The organism is Pseudonocardia sp. D17, from assembly GCF_036984265.1.
Classification (GTDB): Bacteria; Actinomycetota; Actinomycetes; order Mycobacteriales; family Pseudonocardiaceae; genus Pseudonocardia; species Pseudonocardia benzenivorans.
On record NZ_BPRG01000035.1, the window covers coordinates 15133 to 35930 of the forward strand.

Sequence of the window (20798 nt, forward strand, 5' to 3'; positions counted from 1 at the left end):
GTGATCGCGCTGCTCGCACCGGGTCAGGGATCCCAGACCCCAGGCATGTTGTCCCCCTGGCTCGACGACCCCGTCGCCGAGGAGACCGTGGCGGCCTGGTCCGACGCCGTCGGGCTGGACCTGCGCCGGCTGGGGACCACCGCCGAGGCCGACGAGATCAAGGACACCGCGGTGACCCAGCCGCTCGTCGTCGCCACGGCGCTGCTCGCCGCCGCGCGGCTCGGCGCACATGTCACGCTGCCCGAGCGGGCGCCGATCGCCGGGCACTCCGTCGGAGAGCTCGCCGCGGCCGCGGTCGCCGGCGTCCTGCCCACCGACGCCGCCGTCGCGCTGGCGGCCGTCCGGGGGCGGGAGATGGCGGCCGCGTGTGCGCTGGAACCGACGGGCATGAGCGCCCTGCTGGGCGGGAACCCCGACGACGTGCTCGCACGGCTGTCCGAGCTCGGCCTCGAACCGGCGAACATGAACGGCGCCGGGCAGATCGTCGCGGCCGGACCGCTGTCCGCGCTCGCGGCGCTGGCCGAGAACCCGCCCGAGCGCAGCCGGGTGAAGGCGCTGCCCGTCGCGGGTGCGTTCCATACGCGGTTCATGGCTCCCGCCGAGGACGCCGTGCGCACGCACGCCGCCGGCATCGAGCCCGCCGACCCCGAGCGGCCGCTGCTGTCCAACGCCGACGGGACCGTCGTGACCTCGGGCGCCGAGGCGCTGTCGCGGCTGGTCTCGCAGGTGACCCGGCCGGTGCGCTGGGACATGTGCATGGCCACATTGCGTGAGAGGGAGGTGACCGCGGTGATCGAGCTGCCGCCCGCGGGGGCGCTGGTCGGACTCGTCAAGCGCGAGCTGAAGGGGACGGCCACGTTGGCACTGAAGACGCCCGACGACCTCGACGCCGCGGCCGCCCTGGTCGCCGAGCACGCGGGGGCGCAGGCATGAGCGCTCGGTTGACCCTCCCGGCGGCGGTGCCAGGCGCACGCATCCTCGGCGTCGGCAGCTACCAGCCCGAGAAGATCCTCACCAACGACGACCTGGCGAAGCGCGTCGACACCAACGACCAGTGGATCCGCGAGCGCGTCGGCATCGTCGAGCGCCGCGTCGCCGCCGAGGACGAGCTGCTGGTGGACATGGCTGCCGAGGCCGGCCGCAGCGCCGTCAAGGACGCCGGGCTCACCCCGGCCGACGTCGACACCGTCATCGTCGCGACGTGCACGATGCGCTACCCCATCCCGAACGCCGCCGCGCAGACCGCCGAGAAGATCGGCGTCAGCGCTCCCGGCGCGTTCGACCTCAACGCCGCCTGTGCCGGGTTCAGCTACGGGATGGGTGCCGGTGCCGATCTCATCCGCGCGGGCTCGGCCCGCACGGTGCTGGTGATCGGCGCCGAGAAGCTCACCGACTGGCTCGACTGGGACGACCGCTCGACGTGCATCATCTTCGCCGACGGTGCCGGGGCGGCCGTGCTCGGTCCGGCCCCCGACGCGGAGTCGGTGGGCGTCGGGCCGGTGGCGTGGGGGTCCGCGGGCGACCTGTCCTCGATGATCGAGATCCGCGAGCACAACCAGGCGCTCGCCCAGGAGGGCCAGTCGGTCTTCCGCTGGGCCACGACGAAGATCGCGCCCGTCGCGCTGCGTGCCGTCGAGCTCGCCGGCCTCACGCCCGCCGACATCGACGTGCTCATCCCGCACCAGGCCAACCTGCGGATCGTCGAGTCCGTCGCCAAGCGGCTGCGGGCCAAGGGCGCGCGCGAGGACATGGTCGTGGCCGACGACATCATCCACTCCGGAAACACCTCGTCGGCGTCGATCCCGCTGGCGCTCGACCACATGCGTGCCGACGGCCGGGTCCGCTCCGGCGACGTCGCGCTGCTGGTCGGGTTCGGTGCGGGCCTGTCCTATGCCGCCCAGGTCGTGGTCTGTCCCTAGGATTCCGTTCCGACCACGCGACACCCCGAGTTTCCCACCAGAAGGAGCACCCAGTGGCTGACAACGCCGAGATCCTGTCCGGCCTCTCCGAGATCGTCGAGGAGGTCGCCGGTATCGACGCCGGTGACGTCTCGGCCGAGAAGTCCTTCGTCGACGACCTCGACATCGACTCGCTCTCGATGGTCGAGATCGCCGTCCAGGCCGAGGACAAGTTCGGTGTGAAGATCCCCGACGAGCAGCTCGCCGAGCTCAAGACGGTGGGCGACGCGGTGGACTACATCGCGAAGAACCAGTGACGGGGGCCCCAGTCGAGGTCGTCGTCACCGGGTACGGCGCGACCACCCCGCTCGGCGGGGACGCCGCGTCGACCTGGGAGGCGCTGCTGGCCGGGAAGTCGGGTGTCGGACGGACCGACGCGGAGTTCGTCGAGCGCTTCGACCTGCCCGTGAAGATCTCCGCGCAGCTGGCCGTCGAGCCCACCGAGGTCATCCCGCGGGTCCAGGCCCGCCGGCTCGACCGGTGCGAGCAGGTCGCGATCGTCGCGGCCCGCGAGGCGTGGGCGCACGCCGGGCTCGGCGGCGACGAGCCGAAGGTCGAGCCGGAGCGGGTGGCGGCGGTCGTCGGCACCGGCATCGGCGGGGCGATGACCCTGCTCGGCCAGGACGACCTGCTCGAGTCCGGCGGCCTGCGCAAGGTGTCGCCGCTGACCGTCCCGATGCTCATGCCCAACGGCCCCGCGGCCGTCGTCAGCCTCGAACTGGGGGCCCGTGCCGGTGTCCACGCGCCGGTGTCGGCGTGCGCGTCCGGCGCCGAGGCGCTGGCCTGGGCGTACCGGCTCATCCAGGAGGGCGACGCCGACGTCGTCGTGGCCGGGGGCGCCGAGGCCTGCATCACCGGCATCACGGTGGCCGGCTTCGTGCAGTCCCGCACGTTGAGCAGCCGCAACGACGAGCCCGAGAGGGCGTCGCGGCCGTTCGACACCGGCCGCGACGGGTTCGTGCTCGGCGAGGGGGCCGGCATCCTGGTCCTGGAGCGGGCCGACTTCGCCAGGGCCCGGGGGGCGACGATCCACGGCCGGCTCGCCGGTCACGGACTCACCGCCGACGCGTACCACATCACCGGGCCCGACCCGGAGGGCTCGGGCCAGTCCCGGGCAATGCTCAAGGCCGTCCGCAGCGCCGGCCTGGAACCGTCGGACATCGACCACGTCAACTGTCACGCGACCTCGACGGTCGTCGGCGACGTGGGCGAGTCGGCCGCGATCCGCAAGGCGCTCGGCGACCGGCCGGTGCTCACCGCACCCAAGTCGTCGATGGGACACCTGGTCGGTGCCGCGGGCGCGGTCGAGAGCCTGTTCACGATGCTCTCGGTCAAGGAGGGCGTCGTCCCGGCGACGCTGAACCTGGAGAACCTCGACCCGGGCGTCGAGCTCGACGTCGTGGCCGGGGAGCCGCGCAAGATGGAGCTCAACGCCGCGGTGAACAACTCGTTCGGGTTCGGCGGGCACAACGCCTCCGTGGTGTTCACGAAGGTCTGAGCAAGGTCTGAGGAAGGCCGACGGGCCCGGCACGCATGCTGCGTGCCGGGCCCGTCGTCAGTCGTGGGCGGTCAGCAGGGCTCGGAGAGCAGGCTGCCCGCCGAGCCGGTCTCCAGCCGCGGCGGCGCGCCCGTCATCGGGTACGTGCCGCGCCAGCAGATCCGCGGCACCCGCAGGTCGGCGGGGGCGTCGTCGAGCGACTGCGTGGACACGAACCGGACCAGCACCAGCAGCCGGCCGGGCGCGAGATCGTCGATGCGGTCGACGCGGATCGTGCCGTCGGTGGCCGTGTCGATCGACGCCGTCCACTGCTCCCGCGGCTGCTGCGCCACCCGCTCGGGCACGACCGTGGCGCTCCACAGGTCGTAGTCCCGGGAGTTGATGGCGTCGAAGTAGTGCTGCAGCTGGCTGCGCACCGCGTCGGCCGACGGATGCCGCTCCGCGTCGGCGCTGAGCTCGACCGTGGGCGCTCCCGCGCCCGAGGACGGCGGCGCGGGCGGCGCGCCGGTGGGCGCCACGCCCTCGAACGACCGTCCGCCCAGTACGTACGCGGACACCCCGGCCGCGATCAGCAACGCCAGCAGCGCGACGGCGAGCGCAGGCGTGTACCGGACCCCCGACCTCACGTGGCGTCGTCCTCCCCCGTCGTGCCGCGCCCGGGCCCAGTCTCCCCGACGGCCACGATCAGGTGACGACGACCCCGTCCCGGATGATCACCGCGCCCGTCTGCCGGTCCGGTCCCCCGCTCAGCCGACCTGGTGCAGCCAGGTGACGGGCGCGCCGTCGCCCGCCAGCCGGAAGGGCTCCAGCGCCGCGTCCCACGCCGAACCGAGCAGCGCCTCGATGCTCGCGTGCACCTTCGCCGCCGCGGCACCGGCCACGACGGCGCGCAGCTGGTCCTCACCGACGACGATGTCGCCGTTCGCGCTCGTCCGACCGCTCCACATGCCGAGGCCGGGGACGTAGCAGAACCGCTGACCGTCGACACCCGGACTGGGCTCCTCGGTGACCTCGAAGCGCAGCATCGGCCAGGCGCGCAGCGCGCTCGCGAGAGCACCGCCGGTGCCCGCGGGACCGGACCAGGTGACCTCGGTCCGGAGCTGTCCGTGCGCAGCGGACTGGGGGGTCCATTGAAGGCTGACCTTGCCCCCGAGGACCCCTGACATCGCCCATTCGACATGCGGGCAGACCGCAGTCGGCGACGAGTGGACGAAAACCACGCCGCGTGTGCTCACTGCAGACCTCCGCTGTTCGACGAGGAAACGTCTTCCCCTACGTCCTCGCGTGCAGTGGTGGTGCAGTCGTGTGTCGTTCGGTTCGGCCGGGCGGACCCGGCGGTGATCGGCTGTCGGTGATCACTCTGCCCGATCTCGCGCCGCGACGCCAAACATCCTCGGCGCGTCGGGCGTGTCGGTCACGCCGGGCGGTAGCGCAGCAGCCCGGCGGGGCCCTCGCTCTCCGCCGGCCGGTCCACGTCGGCGAGGCCGCGCTCGACGAGGACCTCCAGGTGCACCCCTGTCTCGAGGATGGCGAGCATGCGGTTGAACGGGTCGAGCTCGGCCAGCGTGCGCTCCCGACGGGTCCAGGTGAGCGTCGCGGCGACCTCGGCGACGGTGGTCCGGCCCTGCGCGAGGCCCGCGAGCGTCGCGTCGAGCCGCTGCGCGTGGTGGGCCAGCAGCTCGTCGACGCGCTCGTGCACGCGGCGCCCGACGCGCCCGTGCGCGGGCAGCATCGCGGCGTCCGGACGGTCGCGCAGCAGCTGGAGCGACGTCAGGAAGTCGGTGAGCGGGCTCGGCGGCGCGACGGGCTCGAAGCCGATCGACGGCGTGATCGTCGGGAGTACGTGGTCGCCGGTGAACAGCAGGTCGTGCTCCGGGTCGGCGAAGACCATGTGGCCACGGGTGTGCCCCGGCGTCGCGATGGCGGTCAGCGTACGCGCGGCCGGGCCCTCCTCCGGTCCGACGGTGATCACCGCGCCGTCGTCGAGCCATTCGTCGGGCGGCTCCCACAGTCGCAGGTCCATGGGCGGCGGGGCGTTGCGCTCGATGAGATCGGCGAGGTCGTCCGCGCCCGCGGCGCGCAGCCGCTCCATGTGCGACGAGCCGCCGCTCATCCGGTCGGGCCGGTTGATCTCGTCGAGCCCGACCTTCTCCCCCGCCCCCAGCAGCACCCGGCTGCCGAAGCGGCGGCGCAGCTCCACGCCCATCGTGTAGTGGTCGCGGTGCGAGTGCGTGACCAGGAAGCGCCTCACCTCGGGCAGCCCGGTGCCCAGCGCGGCGAGCGCCGAGCCGAGGAGGTCCTCGGCGATCTCCAGCGCCCAGCCCGAGTCGACGAGTGTCCAGCCGTCGACGTCCTCGATGGCGTAGACGTTGACCGCACGCAGCCCGTCGTTCGGCAGCGGCAGCGGGATGCGGTACACGCCGGGGGCGACACGGAACGTCCCGGGGGCCGTCCAGTCGCCGTTCGGGTCGTCGTCGAGGATCGTCGTGCTCACCCTTGGCACCCTAGGCGGACGTGGGCGCGGTGAACTCGTCGGAACCGGCGTGAGACCGGCCACCGAACATCGCCTCACCGTACGTGCTGCGGAACGTGGCCATGATCGCGTCGAACGGTAGGTCGGCGAAGGGGCCGTGGTCGGTGACGTACTCCATGTACTCGCTGCCGTCACCGGAGTACGGGTGCATGAGCGCGTCGTGCCGGCCGTCGAACTCGATCGGGTCGACCCCGAAGCGCGCGCACAGCTCCCGGTTGAACGCCGGCGTGGCCTTGACCCAGCGGCCGTCGAGCCACAGCTCGGTGTAGCCGTGGTAGACGAACAGGTCGTTGCCGTTCATCATCGCGCGCAGCCGGGCGGTGTTCAGGTGGTTGCGCACGTCGGCGAAGCCCAGCCTGGCCGGGATGTCGAGGGCCCTGGCCGCTGCGGTGAGCAGGACCGCCTTGGGGACGCACCAGTTGCGCGGCGTCGTCGCGACCGTGCTCGCCCGGTAGTCCTCGGGATCGGTGCTGATGACGAAGGGGTCGTACCAGATGCCGTCGCGGACCGCGGCGAACAGCGCCGCGCCCCGCCGGACCGGGTCGTCCTCGGTGCCCGCGGACCGCTCGGCGAACTCGCGCACGGCCGGCGCGTCCGAGTCGACGAAGCCGCCCGGCGCCAGATGGTCCTCCGGTCGGTCCGACACCTGTTGTCCCTGCGCCACGTCGCTCCTCCCTCACGGTGCGTCGTCCAATGATCGCACGCCGTCATCGCCCCTTCAGGGCCTCTCGTCATACCACCCGGTCGAGGACGTTTTCGCACTCCGGAGGTGACGCTTCGTCGATTAGTGTCGCCGTGCAGCAAATCGGTCAGGTGACCGCTGCGGGTGGGCCGTTCGCCGCTCGTGACGGCGCGGGAGAAGTGGGGTCGACGATGGTGGCAGGCAGTCCGGAAGGCGCGGGGGTCGGGCGGACGCCGTTCCTCACCGTGGCCGAGGTCGCCGAGAGGATGCGCGTGTCGAAGATGACGGTCTACCGGCTGCTGCACAGCGGTCGGCTCCCCGCGGTCCGCTTCGGGCGGTCGTTCCGGGTGCAGCCGGCGGCGGTCGACGAGCTCATCGAGTCGGCGCGCTACGAGGCGGGCTGACCTCCCTGCGGGACGCTGCCCCTCAGCGGGTCCGGCCACGCGGGCGCAGCGGGACCGGTGGCATCGCCGGGGCCGCGAGCGGTGCGCCGTCGTAGCCGGTGACGGCGCCGTAGCGGGCCGGGCCGGTGCCGCCGATCTCGGCCTGCCAGGCCTCGCGGGCGGCGCGCACCTCGTCGCCGCTGCGACCGACGAAGTTCCACCACATGACGATCTCCTCGCCGAAGGGCACCCCGCCGAGCAGCAGCAACCGACTCCCCGACCCGGCACGCAGCCGCAGCTGCGACCGCCCGCAGCCCAGATAGCACAGCGACCCCGGCTCCAGGACGCCGTCGACGTCGGGCGCGCCCGAGACCGTCAGCACGGCGTGCTCGAAGTCGGGCTCCAACGGCAGCACGACGTCGGCACCGGCATCGAGTTCGACGTCGACCCCGACCAGCGGCGTGTGCACCCGTCCCGGCGACACGGCCTCGGCCAGCTCGCCGAGCAGCACCGTGGCCCTCAGCCCGCGACCGGTGACGACCGGCAGGTCCGCGTGGAACTCGAAGCGCGGGTCGCCCGTGCGGGCGCCGTCGGGCAGCGCGACCCACAGCTGGGCGCCGTGCAGCACCGGGGCGTGCGGATCGGGTGACTGCTCGGCGTGCGCGATCCCGCGACCGGCCGTCATGAGGGCGAGCTCGCCCGGCTCGATCAGCCGGTCGGACCCGAGGCTGTCGCGGTGGTGGACCGTGCCCTCGAGCAGCCAGCTCACCGTCTGCAGGCCGATGTGCGGGTGCGGCGGGACCTGCATGCCGGGCGCGGCGGCGACGTCGTCGGGCCCGTAGTGGTCGACGAAGCACCAGGCCCCGACCATGCGGCGGCCCAGTGTCGGCAGCAGCCGGCGGACCCGCGTGGACCCGCCCAGCTCGACCGTCCGGGCCGGCAGCAGCTCGCGGACCGGTTCGGCCCCGGCCTCGCCACCGCAGATCTCGACCACCGGACGGGTGGAGGTGTCGCTCACCGCAGCTGCCTCATGACGACACCGTAGGACGACGTCCGTCCGGGGTGAACCCGAACTCCGAGACCGGCGGCGGCACGGCGCCGCGGGCGAGCTGGTCGAGCACCCAGCGCTCGTGCGGGACGACGGGCTCCGGCAGCGCGTCGAGCGCGAACCACCGGACGTCTGCGGCCTTCGCCTCCGCGGCCCGTGGCTCGCCCCGCCAGGCGCGGCAGGTGAAGAAGAAGTCCACGCGCTCGTCGACGGGCAGGCCCGTGGCCCGGGTGCGGTGCATCGCGGTGAGCGCCACGAGGTCGGCCGGGTCGACGACGACGCCCAGCTCCTCCGCCGCCTCGCGCACCGCCGCTCGGGTGACCGACTCCGCCTCCTCGACGTGCCCCGCGGCCGCGGCGGCCCAGTGGCCGTCCATGAACCCGGTGCCGCGGCGGAGCTGGAGCAGGACCTCCTCGCCCCGCGGACCCGTCCGCAACAGCAGGACGTAGGCGGCGGGGACGAGCCGGAACCGGTCGGTCACGATCATCGACCCTACTGCGCCGCAACGCGTCGGAAACTCCGGCGTGACGAGCGACGCCTAGCGTCGGCGCGATGCGGAGCGGGTGGACGGGCACCGCGGCGGGACGGCTCGGCGCCGTGCCGCCGCGGGACGCCGAGCTGCGGTTCCGCACCGTCCACGGCTACCGCCGGGCGTTCCGCGTCGCCGGCGCCGGACCCCCACTCGTGCTCGTGCACGGGATCGGCGACAGCTCGCGCACGTGGGCGCCGGTGCTGCCGGCGCTGGCCCGTCGACACCTGGTGATCGCGCCCGACCTGCTGGGCCACGGCGAGTCGGACAAGCCGCGCGCGGACTACTCCGTCGCCGCCTACGCCAACGGCATCCGCGACCTGCTCGGCGTGCTCGGGATCGCGCGGGCGACGCTCGTCGGACACTCGCTCGGCGGTGGCGTCGCGATGCAGTTCGCCTACCAGTTCCCGGAGCGCACCGAGCGGCTCGTGCTCGTCGGCAGCGGCGGCGCCGGGCCGGACGTGACGCCGGTCCTGCGCGCGATGACCCTGCCGGGGGCCGCGACGCTGCTCGGCGCGCTGCGGCTGCCGACGATGCGGCTGCAGGCGGAAGCCGTCGTCGCGGCGCTGCGGCTGCTCGGGACCGACATCGGGCTCGACGCGCCCGACCTGCTGCGGGTCGTCGACGCGCTGCCCGACGCCACCTCCCGCGCCGCCTTCATCCGGACCCTGCGGGCCGTCGTCGACTGGCGCGGTCAGGTCGTGACGATGCTCGACCGCTGCTACCTCACCCGCGGGATGCCGGTCCTGCTGGTGTGGGGCGCACGCGACGCGATCGTGCCCGTCGAGCACGGCCGGCGGGCGCACGAGGCGATGCCCGGCAGCCGGCTGGAGATCTTCGAGACCTCCGGACACTTCCCGTTCCACACCGACCCCGCGCGGTTCGTCGCGCTCGTCGACGAGTTCGTCGCGGGCACCGCCCCGGCGAGCTGGAGCCCCGAGCAGTGGCGCCAGCTGCTGCGTGCCGACGGCAGGGTCCCGGGCAGCGTCTCGGTCACCGGGGAGCGGTCGGCGACCTGACCTCCGGGCCCAGCGGGTCGGTCCGGGCCGTGGCCGCGGTCGGTCCGCGTGGAGGATCGTGCCGACGGCCTCGCCCGCGAGCGCGGCCGCGGACTGCGCGAGGGCGACCCGTTGCCGACGGGGACGCACCGCACGGTGCTCTCCGCGCGTCGCGCGTCATGCGGCGTCCGAAAACCCCGACGGGGCCGGGCCGTCTCGCGGTCCGGCCCCGTCGGTCGTGCAGGGATGCCTCGGGTGTCAGCTGCAGCCGCTGGTCGACCCGCAGCCCTCGCACAGGTAGCACGATCCGGCGGGCCGCATCTTGGTGCCGCAGGTCAGGCACAGCGGCGCGTCGGCCGCCTTGCCCAGGCGCAGCTCCAGCAGCTCCGTCGAGCTGCCGACGTTCGCGGGCGGGGTCGGCGCGGCGGGCGCGGCCGGCCGCTCGTCGATCGACACCGTCGAGCGCAGGCTCTCCAGGTCGACGTCGGTCGCGGGCTCGGGCTCGCCGTAGGCCGTCGCGACCTGCTCCGAGCGCTCGTCGGCGGAGAAGATGCCCAGCTCGGCGCGCTTGTCGTAGCTGAGGTGGTCGAGCGCGAGACGACGGAACAGGTAGTCGAGCACGCTCGTCGCGATCCGGATGTCCGGGTCGTCGGTCATGCCGGCGGGCTCGAAGCGCAGGTTGGAGAACTTCGAGACGTAGAACTCCAGCGGGATGCCGTACTGCAGACCCACCGAGATCGACATCGAGAAGGCGTCCATCACGCCGGCCAGCGTCGAACCCTGCTTGCCGAGCTTGACGAAGATCTCGCCCAGGCCGTCGTCGGGATAGGAGCCCGCCGTCAGGTAGCCCTCGGCGCCCCCCACGGTGAACGACACCGTCTCGCTCGGGCGCTTCTTCGGCAGCCGGCGCCGGACCGGGCGGTACTCGACGGGCGCCTCCGCGTCGGCCGAGGCGTCCTTGCGGGCCTCCTTGCCCGCCGACAGCGGCTGGCCCACCTTGCAGTTGTCGCGGTAGATCGCGAGCGCCTTCAGGCCGAGCTTCCAGCCCTCCATGTAGATCCGCTCGACATCCTCGACGCTCGCGGCCTCGGGCATGTTGACGGTCTTCGAGATCGCGCCGGACAGGAACGGCTGCACGGCGGCCATCATCCGGACGTGGCCCATCGGGGCGATGGACCGCTCCCCCATGGCGCAGTCGAAGACCTCGTAGTGCTCGGTGCGCAGGCCCGGTGCGTCGATGACGTGCCCGTGCTCGGCGACGTACTCCACGATCGCCTCGGCCTGCTCGGCCTGGTAGCCCAGCTTCTGCAGCGCGCGCGGCACGGTCTGGTTGACGATCTGCATCGAGCCGCCGCCGACCAGCTTCTTGAACTTGACCAGCGCCAGGTCCGGCTCGATGCCGGTCGTGTCGCAGTCCATCATCAGGCCGATCGTGCCCGTCGGGGCCAGCACGGAGGCCTGCGCGTTGCGCCAGCCGTTGCGCTCGCCGATCGCCAGGCACTCCTTCCAGGTGATCGTGGCCAGCCGGTGGATGTGGGTGCTGGCGGCAAGCGTGCGCACGTCGTCGTTGGCAGCGGCGTGCTTGCGCATGACCCGCTGGTGCCCCTCGGCGTTGCGGGCGTAGCCCTCGTACGGGCCGACGACGCCGGCCAGCTCGGCCGAGCGCTTGTAGGCGGCGCCCGTCATCAGCGACGTGATCGACGCCGCCAGCGCGCGGCCGCCCTCGGAGTCGTAGGCGTGCCCGGTGGCCATGAGCAGCGCGCCGAGGTTGGCGTAGCCGATGCCCAGCTGGCGGAACTTGCGGGTGGTGTCGCCGATCGGCTCCGTCGGGAAGTCGGCGAAGCAGATGGAGATGTCCATCGCCGTGATGATGAACTCCACGGCCCGGCGGAAGCGCTCCGCGTCGAACATCCCGTCGTCGCCGAGGAACGTGAGCAGGTTCAGCGACGCGAGGTTGCAGCTGGAGTTGTCCAGGTGCATGTACTCCGAGCACGGGTTCGACGCCGTGATGCGGCCCGACTCCGGCGTGGTGTGCCAGTCGTTGATCGTGCCGTCGTACTGGATGCCCGGGTCGGCGCACTCCCACGCGGCCTGCGCGATGCCGCGGAAGAGGGTGCGGGCGTCGACGCTGTCGATCACCTCGCCCGTCATCCGGGCGCGCAGACCGAAGCTCGTGCCCTCCTCGACGGCGCGCATGAACTCGTCGGTGACGCGCACGGAGTTGTTGGCGTTCTGGTACTGCACCGACGTGATGTCGGCGCCGCCCAGGTCCATGTCGAACCCGGCGTCGCGCAGCACCCGGACCTTGGCCTCCTCCTTGGCCTTGGTCTCGACGAACTCCTCGATGTCGGGGTGGTCGACGTCGAGGACGACCATCTTGGCCGCGCGCCGCGTCGCGCCGCCCGACTTGATCGTCCCCGCGCTGGCGTCGGCACCGCGCATGAACGAGACGGGACCGCTGGCCGTGCCGCCGCTCGAGAGCAGCTCCTTCGACGACCGGATGCGGGAGAGGTTCAGCCCCGCGCCGGAGCCGCCCTTGAAGATCAGGCCCTCCTCGCGGTACCAGTTGAGGATCGACTCCATCGTGTCGTCGACCGCCAGGATGAAGCAGGCGCTGACCTGCTGCGGCGACGACGTACCGACGTTGAACCACACCGGCGAGTTGAAGCTGAACACCTGGTGCAGCAGCATCCAGGTGAGCTCGTGGGCGAAGATCTCCGCGTCCTCGTCGGTCGCGAAGTAGCCGTTCTCCACGCCCGAGCGGTGGTAGACGCCGACGACCCGGTCGATCAGCTGGCGCAGGCTCGACTCGCGTTGCGGCGAGCCGACCGCCCCGCGGAAGTACTTGCTGGTGACGATGTTCGTGGCGTTGACCGACCACGACGACGGGAACTCGACGCCGCGCTGCTCGAAGTTGACCGTGCCGTCGCGCCAGTTGGTCATGACGACGTCACGACGCTCCCAGGTCACCTCGTCGTACGGGTGTACCCCGGCCGTCGTGTACAGCCGCTCGACGGTGAGCCCGGCGGGCCGCTTCCGCCGGTCGGACCGGCTCCCGGCCTTCGCGCCGCGTGCGTTCCCGGCCGCGTCCCCCGAGGCCGTCGCCCCGACCGTCTCCGTCATCCTCGTCCTCTTCCCCTGAGCAACCGTGGTGCAGTCGTGTCGCACCCTGTCAACGACCACGCCGGCGATAAGGGCGCCGAGCGGGCCGTTGCGTGTGCCGACCGGCCGGTGTCGCGCGCCGGCCGGGCGACCCGCCGCGACGAGGTCTCCCCCGTCCCGGCGTGTTACTGCTAGTCGCGATCCGCGCCGTCGGCTGCTTCCCCGGCGACCGACCGTCGCAGATCCGCGATCTCCTTCTCGAAGTCCTCGATCGAGGAGAAGGAGCGGTACACGCTCGCGAAGCGCAGGTAGGCCACCTCGTCGAGCTCGCGCAACGGCCCGAGGATCGCCAGGCCCACCTCGTGGCTCGGGATCTCGGCCGTCCCGCCCGCCCGGACCGCTTCCTCCACGCGGTGCGCCAGCTGCTGCAGCGCGTCCTCGTCGACGGGGCGGCCCTGGCACGCGCGTCGTACTCCGCCGACCACCTTGTCGCGGCTGAACGGTTCGGTCACCCCGCTGCGCTTGACCACCGCGAGCACCGGCTCCTCGACGGTGGTGAACCGCCGACCGCACGACGCGCAGGAGCGACGACGGCGGGTGGCCTGCCCGTCCTCGACCTCACGAGAGTCGATGACGCGGCAGTCCGAGTGGCGGCAGAACGGGCAGCGCACAGTAGTGATCCTCTCTCCGAGAGCGACCGACAACCCCAACCTGTGGCCGAACAACACGTATGTAACCACAAGATGTAGGGGTGTGGGCGCTCGGGGCGCCCACGCGTCCCATGTTCGCCCGATCCGGCGAGGCCAGCGCCCCGACGGCCCGGCGCGTCGCCTCCGGAACGGCGTGTCGCGCACCCTGCGCGGTCGACGACCCGTGTCCGGACCCACACGGAGGGCACCCGGGCGCGGGGCGCGAGCACCCGCACGGATCCCCGCCGACCCCTGCGGCCGCCATCCACACTGGCACCCGCCGCCCTGGCACCGACCCGGCACCCACCGCCGGCCACGCTCCGCCATCGGGTAACACGGCACGCTCCGCCACCGAGCCGACGATCGGGTGCACGGCAGAGCGCCGGTCGGCGCCGGCGGCTCCGCGACGGGTCCCACGGCGCTGGGCAATGGAGGCTGAGCATCGAAGGGCGCACGGCGGCCGCACCGGCCGACCGAAGCCGCACGGGCCGCCGGACGGGCCGCAGCGGAACGGACGCAGCGGAACGGACGCAGCGGAACGACATGAGCGACGGCAGTGACACAGCAGCGAAGGGGTACCGGAGGCCCGCCCGCCTCTGACTAGGCCCGCGGCACAGTGAGGATCTGGCCGGGTCGCAGCGCAGCCGAATGGAGGCCGTTGAGCTCGGCGATGCGGGCGGCGGCCACGGCAGGGTCGGCATCGGGGACCGTGCGCCGGGCGATGTCCCACACCGTGTCGCCACGTTGGACCACGACCTGGGCGGTGCTCGTGGGGATGCCGGGGCCGGCGTCGCGGGCGATCTCGCCCAACGACCCGAGCGCGACCACCACGACGGCGGCGCACACCCCGAGCACCAGGACCGCGACCGCCCGCCGCACCCGGTAGCGCAGCGCCAGCGGAGTCCGTCGGAGTGCCCGGGACCGAGCAGCCCGCGGATGCACCCGCGGCGGCGCGACGCAACGAGGACGTGCCACACCGGGGGCGACGCTCGCCCCGGCCGGGCGTCGGCCGCGCGCCGACGGATGCCGCAGCAACGCACGGTCGATCTCGGACAGGCGCTGCGCGTCCACATCGGACGAGTCGAGGCGGGGACCGAGCCCCCCGTCGCCCCCCGTGGTCGGCTCGAGGCCGCCCGGCAGCACGGTCAACGACGGGCGCGTCCCCCGCCGCGCCATCGTCGACCCCGACCGCCGAGGTACACCGGCCTCGGCCCGCGATGCGTCCCGCTGTGCGCTGCCCCGCCGCGCGGCCTCCCGCGGACGCGCAGGCCGCGGCCCGCGGCCCCGGCGTCGCGGCCGGGCGCCGCCCTCGTCGGCGTCCCGCACCGCTTCGGGCCGGTGCGACGCCTGCCTCGGCGACCGGTCCGCGGCCGTCCCGCCGGAACCCGCGGCTCCGGCACCGTTCCCGGCGGGCCCACCCGTCCCTGCGCCCGCACATCCGGGAGCCGTGCTGACAGACATGGCAGTTCCCTTCCCGTCGGCGCCGGCTCCTCGGTCGGCGACACACGTGGACCGGACGGCCCGACCTCGGCGGCGATCGCCCGCCGCGCCCGATCGGATACCCTCCGTTCGCACAAGCGTTCGATCGAACGCTCGTGCGAATGTGTACCACCGGGCCCCGACAAATTTTCGCGACGCGCCGCGTGTCGTTCGAACATGTGTTTGGCGGCGGAGATGATCGGGTCTACGGTGCGGTGCGACGGCGGCGGGGACGAACGGCCCCACCGCGCCGATCGAGGAGGCGGACGAGATGGCACGGGACGAGACCGGTACCGACCGTGAGGCCGGGCAGGTGCGTTCCTTCCCGGACCCGGCCGAGGCGGCGGGGGACGACACGTCGCTGACCCCGCGGCAGCGGAAGGTGCTGGAGGTCATCCGCGACTGGGTGGAGCGTTTCGGGTACCCGCCGAGCGTCCGCGAGATCGGCGACGCCGTCGGCTTGACGTCGACGTCCTCGGTCCACCACCAGCTGCGCAGCCTGGAGCGCAAGGGATACCTGCGCCGCGACCCCAACCGCACGCGGGCGGTGGACGTCCGCGCCCCCGAGGACGTCGCCGACGCCGACGCGGACTCCCGCGATCCCGGCACGACGCGTGACGAGCACCCCGCCCCCGCCTACGTCCCGCTGCTGGGTGACATCGCCGCTGGTGGGCCGATCCTCGCGGAACAGGCGGTGCAGAGCGTGTTCCCGCTGCCGCGCGAGATCGTCGGCGAGGGCACGCTGTTCCTGCTCAACGTGCGCGGCGACTCGATGGTCGAGGCGGCGATCACCGACGGCGACTGGGTGGTCGTGCGCCAGCAGCCGGTCGCGGAACAGGGTGAGATCGTCGCGGCGATGATCGACGGCGAGGCGACGGTCAAGACGTTCCGCCGCCGCGACGGGCACGTCTGGCTCATGCCGGCCAACCCCGCGTACGACCCCATTCCCGGCGACGAGGCCACGATCCTCGGCCGCGTCGTCGCGGTGCTGCGCAGACTCTGAGAGTCACGACGCGCCTGCGACGCAGGCCCCGAGGTCGGCGACCTACGGGGATGCTCGGCACGTCAGCCGGTGAGCGACCGCGGGCGGCTTTCCACGCGCGGGCCGTCGCGAGATCGTCGGCGCGACGGTCATCGGCTCGAACGGCCGGCTCGCCGCCCCACCACGCAGAGCTCGCGCCCCGCGGCGCTCGCGAGTGGCGATGGTCGCCATGGCGACCGTCGCCGCTCACAGGGGGTCACACGAGCCGAGGCCTCCCGGGCCGACCCGGCGGCGGCCGTGGCCCGGCCGGAGGCTCTGCCGCCGACGTCGGCGCGGGTCGACAACTCGACGGGCTCGACGTACCGCCGCACCGTCGCTCGACCCGATGCTCAGCCGAGCGACGACTCAGCCGGTGATACGCGCGATGCGTCCGGCTCACGGCCCCGGTCGGTGTGGGCGCCCCGCGTCCTCGTGCGGACGTGACGATCCACGGTCGGCGTCCGCGCGTTCCTCTGCGGCGGCTCGGTGCCCGTCCACACGCAACGGCTCGGGTGCCGGGGCACCCGGCGGCGTTCGGAGTGCGTCCTCGTCGCGCGCGTCCCGGCGGATGGCGGTCGTCGATGCGGCGCCGGGTTCGGCAGCCTCCGTGCCGTTCGATCGCGTTCCGTTCACGCCCTGACCGTTCGCGCCCTGACCGTTCGCTGCCTGCCCGTTTGCGCCTGCACCGTTCGGCATCGGATGGTTCGAAGGCGGCAGGCTCGTGGGTCGCCCCTTCGCGGGGTGAGCCTCCGGACCCGTTCTGTTCGCCGGCCGGCTTGTCGACGGATCTGCGTCCAGGCGCGCGTCGGTCACCGACGGCCTGTTCGGCGGCTGTCCATTGGACGGCTGTCCATTGGCCGCCGAGCGCGTCAGCGGCTGACCGTTCGCCGCGGGGTCGTTCCGCGGCTGAGCATTCGACGGCTGACCATTCGACGGCTGACCATTCGACGGCTGACCGTTCGGCAGCTGAGCATTCGGCCCAGCGACCTCGGAGCGCCGCCCCTCACTCCGGTCCCGTCCCCGCGCGTCCGGACCCGTGCCGTTCTGCTCAGGGCCGTTCTGCGCAGGGCCGTTCTGCGCAGGGCCGTTCTGCGCAGGGCCGTTCTGCGCAGGGCCGTTCTGACCAGCGCCGGCCGGAGTAGCACCGGTTGGACTCTGGGCGCGGCCACCGGCGGCGTCGCGCTGGCGGCCGGCGGGATCGCCCGGCTCTCGTCGCGTACCGCTCGGACCGGCACCGTTCGTACCGGCACCGTTCGTACCGGCACTGTTCGCACCAGCAGCGTTCGGACCGGGACCGTTCGCACCGGGACCGTTCGCACCGGGACCGTTCGCACCGGGACCGTTCGCACCAGGACCGTTCGCACCACGCTCCGGACCGGGCCCGCCCGGACCAGCGCCGGTTCGGGCAGGTCCGTCCGCGCCCCGACCGTGCGGAACGGGCCCCTCCGGTCCCGGCCGGTTCGGGCCACGGGATGGCAGGCCGGGGCCGGCATTGCTCGGCCCCGCACCGTGCGACGCACCGCCCGGCCCCGGAGCAGGGCCTGTCGGCCGCGGCGGGCCGGGCGGGAACGGCGGGCCGGGAGGCGCGGTCGAGCCCGGCGGCAGGGGCGCGCGCGGCCCGGGTCCCGGTCGCGGACCGGGATGCTGCGCCGGACCGGGATGCTGCGCCGGACCGGGATGCTGCGCCGGACCGCCGGGGCCGAGGGGACGAGCGCCGTCAGGACCCTGTCCCCCACCACGGGGACCACCGGGACCAGCCTGCGGACCAGCGGGGCCGCGCTCCCCGGCGCGCGCACCGAGCGGCACCGGGCCACGGGGCCGCGCCGGACCGTCGGAGCGAACCGGGCCGTCGGAGCGAACGGGGCCATCAGGCCGAACCCGGCCATCGGGCCGGACCGCGCCGCGCTGGGCCGGACCGGGCTGGGCCGGACCGGGTTGGCCCGGACCCACTTGCGCCGGACCTGGTTGCGCCGGACCGGGCTGAGCCGGACCTGGTTGCGCCGGACCGGGCTGAGCCGGACCGGTTTGGACCGGACCCGACCGCAGCAGGCCGGGTGGAGCCGAGCCGTCGGAACGTCCCGGATCGTCGGGAACGTTGCCGGTACCCGGAGCGCCCACTGCCTGCGGACCGGGCGGCGCCGCGGCGACGACCGTCGCGTCGGGTGACGTCGCGCCGTCGTCGGACTCCGCGTGCTGAGCCGGGGCCGCGGCATCCGCCCCGATGAGCGTCGGCTCGGCGGCGGCCTCGGCCTCGAGCCGCCGCAGCTCCCGGCGCGACCGGCTGAACGACCGCAGCGCCATCAGGATCGCGCCCAGCACGAGCACCGCCGCGGTGCCGACGGCGCCGAGCATCGCCGGCGACCAGGTGCGGTCCTCCGGCGCGACGGTGTCGTCCGCCGTGGGCGGGGGCGCCTGCGAGGTGTCGGCGGCCGCCAGCATCGCGACCGCGCCGTCGACCGAGCGCAGCGCACCGGGCGTACCGCCCCGGGTCTCCCCCGCCGACCAGAGCGCGCCCGCGGCGTCGAGCGAGATGGCCTCGCCCTGCGGTTCGTCGGGCAGCGGGATGCGCATCGGGGTGGTCCCCAGCGCGGCGACGATCGCGGCGGCGTCGCCGGGAGCCGCGACCTTGTAGAGCCAGGCATCGGTGTAGCTGCGCAGCGCGACGGCCGTGCCGTCGGGGCTGGTAGCAGCGCCTGTGACCAGCCGCGACCCGATCCCCCCGAGCGGACCGCCCTGGGTGTCGGACGAGGGCAGCGACACCTGGCCGACCTTGGTCAGCGGCGTCGGGCCGACGCCGGTCGGCGCCGCCTGCGGACGGTAGATGCCGGCCGCGGTGACCGGGTCCTTGGTGACGATGACGGGCACGCCGTCGGACCCGACGAGCAGCGCCTCGGCGTCGTGCGGGCCGTCGGGATAGGTGAAGCGGTAGAGCTTGGACGCACCGGACGCCGGCAGCGTGACGACGGCGACGGTGTTGCGCGCGGACCGGTTGTCGCCGATGTCGGCCACCCACAGCGCCCCGTCGGGTCCGCGGGCGAGGTCCTCGGCGTCGAACGGGTTGGTGGTCGCGGTGCGGCTGCCGGTGACGGCGCAGGTCTGCGGGTCGATGGAGTACGCCGCGACGCGGTTGCCGCCGTCGGACATCGCCCACACCGTCGGCTTGTCCGGTGTCCCGTCCACGACGAGCCCGGACAGCTCCGCGAGCCGCGGGTCGTCGACCGTGCAGTGGGTGCGCACCCCAGGGGGCGGATCGGCGGCGAGGGCCGTCCCGGCTCCGCCCATCATGGCGGCCCCCAGGACCAGGACGACCGCGGCCGCGCGTCTGATCACCGTCGCGAGCTCACCGCGGTGCCACCAGGTGGGCGGAGACGGCCGTCGCGAGCTCGGGGCCGACGCGGGCTCGCATCCTGGTCCCGTCGGCGACGTGCTCCTCCTCGAGCACGACGCCGTCGGAGTGCACCCGGGCGACGAGCGCGCCCTCGGCGTACGGGACGAGCAGCTCGACCTCGACCTCCGGGTTGGGCAGCAGCTCGGCGATCCGCCTGCGCAGCAGCGACACGCCCGCACCGGTGTGCGCGGACACGAACACCGCGTCGGGCAGCAGGTGCCGCAACCGCGCCAGCTGCAGATCGCCCGCCGCGTCGATCTTGTTGACGACGAGCAGCTCGGGCGGCATCCGCCCCTGCTGCTCCTCGCCGATCTCGACGAGGACCTTGCGTACCGCGGCGATCTGGTCCTCGGGCAGGGGGTCGGACGCGTCGACGACGTGCACCAGCAGGTCGGCCTGCGCGGTCTCCTCGAGCGTCGACCGGAAGGCCTCGACGAGCTGGTGGGGCAGGTGCCGGACGAACCCGACGGTGTCGGTCAGCGTGTAGTCGCGCCCGTCGGGCGTCTCGGCGCGCCGCGTCGTCGGGTCGAGCGTCGCGAACAACGCGTCCTCGACGAGCACACCGGCATCGGTCAGCGCGTTGAGCAGGCTCGACTTGCCGGCGTTGGTGTACCCGACGATCGCGACCCCGGGGACCTCGTTGCGCCGCCGCGACCCGCGCTGGGTCTCGCGGACGGTGCGCATCGCGGCGATCTCGCGGCGCAGCTTGGACATGCGATGGCGGATGCGCCGCCGGTCGAGCTCGATCTTCGTCTCACCGGGGCCACGCCCGCCGATGCCGACGCCGCCCGCGGCGCGGCCGCCGACCTGCCGGGACAGCGCCTCACCCCAGCCGCGCAGCCGCGGCAGCAGGTACGAGAGCTGGGCCAGCTCGACCTGGGCCTTGCCGTCGCGCGAGCGGGCGTGCTGGGCGAAGATGTCGAGGATCAGCGCCGTCCGGTCGATGACCTTGACCTTGAGCTTCTCCTCGAGCTGACGCAGCTGGCCCGGCGAGAGCTCGCCGTCGGCGATCACGGTGTCGGCCCCGGCGCCCTGGACGGCGGCGCGCAGCTCGTCGACCTTCCCGGACCCGATGAAGGTCGCCGGGTCGGGACGGCTGCGCCGCTGGACGAGCCCGTCGAGCACCTGTGAGCCCGCCGTCTCGGCCAGCCGGGCGAGCTCGACGAGCGAGGCCTCGGCCTGCTGGGCGGTCCCGGTGGTCCACACGCCGACGAGCACCACGCGCTCGAGGCGCAGCTGCCGGTACTCGACCTCGGTGACGTCGGTGAGCTCGGTCGACAGGCCGGCGACACGCCGCAGCGACGTGCGCTCCTCGAGCTCCATGTCGCCCGTCGACGGTTCGCGGCCTGCGGCTGCGGCCACCGCGGTGTCGAGCCCCGCGCCGTCGGAGCGCGGGGCGAACATGCCGGAGATGTCGAGTCGGGATTCAGTCATCGTGACGCCCATCCTCCCACGTCGCCACGACCCTGTCCGCCGCATTCCCCCGGTTC

General features: G+C 73.7%; 19 protein-coding genes and 1 pseudogene. 10 read left to right on the forward strand and 10 right to left on the reverse strand.

Annotation, left to right across the window (positions count from 1 at the left end):
* Genes PSD17_RS05215 through PSD17_RS05230 form a run of 4 tightly spaced genes read left to right on the forward strand, consistent with a single transcriptional unit; the run spans position 1 to position 3456 of the window.
* Positions 1-933, forward strand: a complete 933-nt coding sequence (locus PSD17_RS05215) for an ACP S-malonyltransferase (protein WP_339121900.1) — start codon at positions 1-3, stop codon at positions 931-933.
* Positions 930-1919 (forward strand): beta-ketoacyl-ACP synthase III, encoded by a 990-nt coding sequence (locus tag PSD17_RS05220; RefSeq protein WP_013674291.1) that lies wholly within the window; start codon positions 930-932, stop codon positions 1917-1919. The genes PSD17_RS05215 and PSD17_RS05220 overlap by 4 nt, the downstream gene beginning before the upstream one ends.
* 53 nt (positions 1920-1972) lie before the next feature.
* Positions 1973-2215 carry an acyl carrier protein gene (locus PSD17_RS05225; RefSeq protein WP_013674290.1) on the forward strand — a complete coding sequence of 81 codons (243 nt, stop codon included), beginning with the start codon at positions 1973-1975 and terminating at the stop codon, positions 2213-2215.
* Positions 2212-3456 carry a beta-ketoacyl-[acyl-carrier-protein] synthase family protein gene (locus PSD17_RS05230; protein WP_339121902.1) on the forward strand — a complete coding sequence of 415 codons (1245 nt, stop codon included), beginning with the start codon at positions 2212-2214 and terminating at the stop codon, positions 3454-3456. The genes PSD17_RS05225 and PSD17_RS05230 overlap by 4 nt, the downstream gene beginning before the upstream one ends.
* Before the next feature lie 71 nt (positions 3457-3527).
* Here PSD17_RS05230 and PSD17_RS05235 read toward each other — a convergent pair whose 3' ends face one another.
* From PSD17_RS05235 to PSD17_RS05250, 4 genes are all read right to left on the reverse strand, one after another.
* Complete coding sequence (locus PSD17_RS05235) at positions 3528-4082, reverse strand: hypothetical protein (protein ID WP_013674288.1); 555 nt, start codon at positions 4080-4082, stop codon at positions 3528-3530.
* Positions 4083-4202: 120 nt separating this feature from the next.
* Positions 4203-4691 (reverse strand): DUF3145 domain-containing protein, encoded by a 489-nt coding sequence (locus PSD17_RS05240; protein WP_103383287.1) that lies wholly within the window; start codon positions 4689-4691, stop codon positions 4203-4205.
* 179 nt (positions 4692-4870) lie between these two features.
* Positions 4871-5950, reverse strand: a complete 1080-nt coding sequence (locus PSD17_RS05245; RefSeq protein ID WP_103383288.1) for an MBL fold metallo-hydrolase — start codon at positions 5948-5950, stop codon at positions 4871-4873.
* Between the two features lie 10 nt (positions 5951-5960).
* On the reverse strand, positions 5961-6653 hold the full coding sequence (locus PSD17_RS05250) for a transglutaminase-like domain-containing protein (protein ID WP_339121904.1): 693 nt from the start codon (positions 6651-6653) through the stop codon (positions 5961-5963).
* A gap of 209 nt (positions 6654-6862) precedes the next feature.
* Here PSD17_RS05250 and PSD17_RS05255 point away from each other — a divergent pair, with 209 nt between their 5' ends.
* Positions 6863-7075 carry a helix-turn-helix domain-containing protein gene (locus PSD17_RS05255; RefSeq protein ID WP_013674284.1) on the forward strand — a complete coding sequence of 71 codons (213 nt, stop codon included), beginning with the start codon at positions 6863-6865 and terminating at the stop codon, positions 7073-7075.
* 22 nt (positions 7076-7097) lie between these two features.
* Here PSD17_RS05255 and PSD17_RS05260 read toward each other — a convergent pair whose 3' ends face one another.
* Complete coding sequence (locus PSD17_RS05260) at positions 7098-8072, reverse strand: pirin family protein (RefSeq protein WP_339121906.1); 975 nt, start codon at positions 8070-8072, stop codon at positions 7098-7100.
* Between the two features lie 10 nt (positions 8073-8082).
* The gene (locus tag PSD17_RS05265; protein WP_339121908.1) at positions 8083-8589 is read right to left on the reverse strand and encodes an NUDIX hydrolase; all 507 of its coding nucleotides are present in this window, start codon (positions 8587-8589) and stop codon (positions 8083-8085) included.
* Between the two features lie 65 nt (positions 8590-8654).
* Here PSD17_RS05265 and PSD17_RS05270 point away from each other — a divergent pair, with 65 nt between their 5' ends.
* Positions 8655-9650, forward strand: coding sequence for an alpha/beta fold hydrolase (locus PSD17_RS05270; protein WP_013674282.1), 996 nt, complete (start codon positions 8655-8657; stop codon positions 9648-9650).
* Positions 9651-9887: 237 nt separating this feature from the next.
* Here PSD17_RS05270 and PSD17_RS05275 read toward each other — a convergent pair whose 3' ends face one another.
* From PSD17_RS05275 to PSD17_RS05285, 3 genes are all read right to left on the reverse strand, one after another.
* The gene (locus PSD17_RS05275; protein ID WP_339121911.1) at positions 9888-12752 is read right to left on the reverse strand and encodes a vitamin B12-dependent ribonucleotide reductase; all 2865 of its coding nucleotides are present in this window, start codon (positions 12750-12752) and stop codon (positions 9888-9890) included.
* A gap of 170 nt (positions 12753-12922) precedes the next feature.
* Positions 12923-13402, reverse strand: a complete 480-nt coding sequence (gene nrdR, locus PSD17_RS05280; protein WP_013674280.1) for a transcriptional regulator NrdR — start codon at positions 13400-13402, stop codon at positions 12923-12925.
* 618 nt (positions 13403-14020) lie between these two features.
* Positions 14021-14395 carry a LysM peptidoglycan-binding domain-containing protein gene (locus PSD17_RS05285; RefSeq protein ID WP_339121913.1) on the reverse strand — a complete coding sequence of 125 codons (375 nt, stop codon included), beginning with the start codon at positions 14393-14395 and terminating at the stop codon, positions 14021-14023.
* A gap of 775 nt (positions 14396-15170) precedes the next feature.
* Between PSD17_RS05285 and lexA the strand changes: the two genes are divergently transcribed.
* The 4 genes and pseudogenes from lexA to PSD17_RS05300 all read left to right on the forward strand — a co-directional run bounded on the left by lexA (position 15171) and on the right by PSD17_RS05300 (position 18552).
* Positions 15171-15902: a transcriptional repressor LexA gene (lexA, locus tag PSD17_RS05290; protein WP_013674278.1), complete on the forward strand. Its 732-nt coding sequence runs from the start codon at positions 15171-15173 to the stop codon at positions 15900-15902.
* 717 nt (positions 15903-16619) lie between these two features.
* A pseudogene (locus PSD17_RS35300) lies at positions 16620-17036 on the forward strand (hypothetical protein); the annotation flags it as partial.
* Positions 17037-17561: 525 nt separating this feature from the next.
* Entirely contained in the window at positions 17562-18086 is a 525-nt protein-coding gene (locus PSD17_RS05295; RefSeq protein WP_339121915.1) for a hypothetical protein, read from the forward strand.
* A 55-nt stretch (positions 18087-18141) separates the two neighbouring features.
* Positions 18142-18552, forward strand: coding sequence for a hypothetical protein (locus PSD17_RS05300; RefSeq protein ID WP_013674276.1), 411 nt, complete (start codon positions 18142-18144; stop codon positions 18550-18552).
* 708 nt (positions 18553-19260) lie between these two features.
* Here the strand turns inward: PSD17_RS05300 and hflX are convergent.
* A complete protein-coding gene (gene hflX / locus PSD17_RS05305; RefSeq protein ID WP_233899443.1) occupies positions 19261-20631 on the reverse strand; it encodes a GTPase HflX in 1371 nt (456 codons plus the stop codon).
* Between the last annotated feature and the right edge of the window lie 167 nt (positions 20632-20798).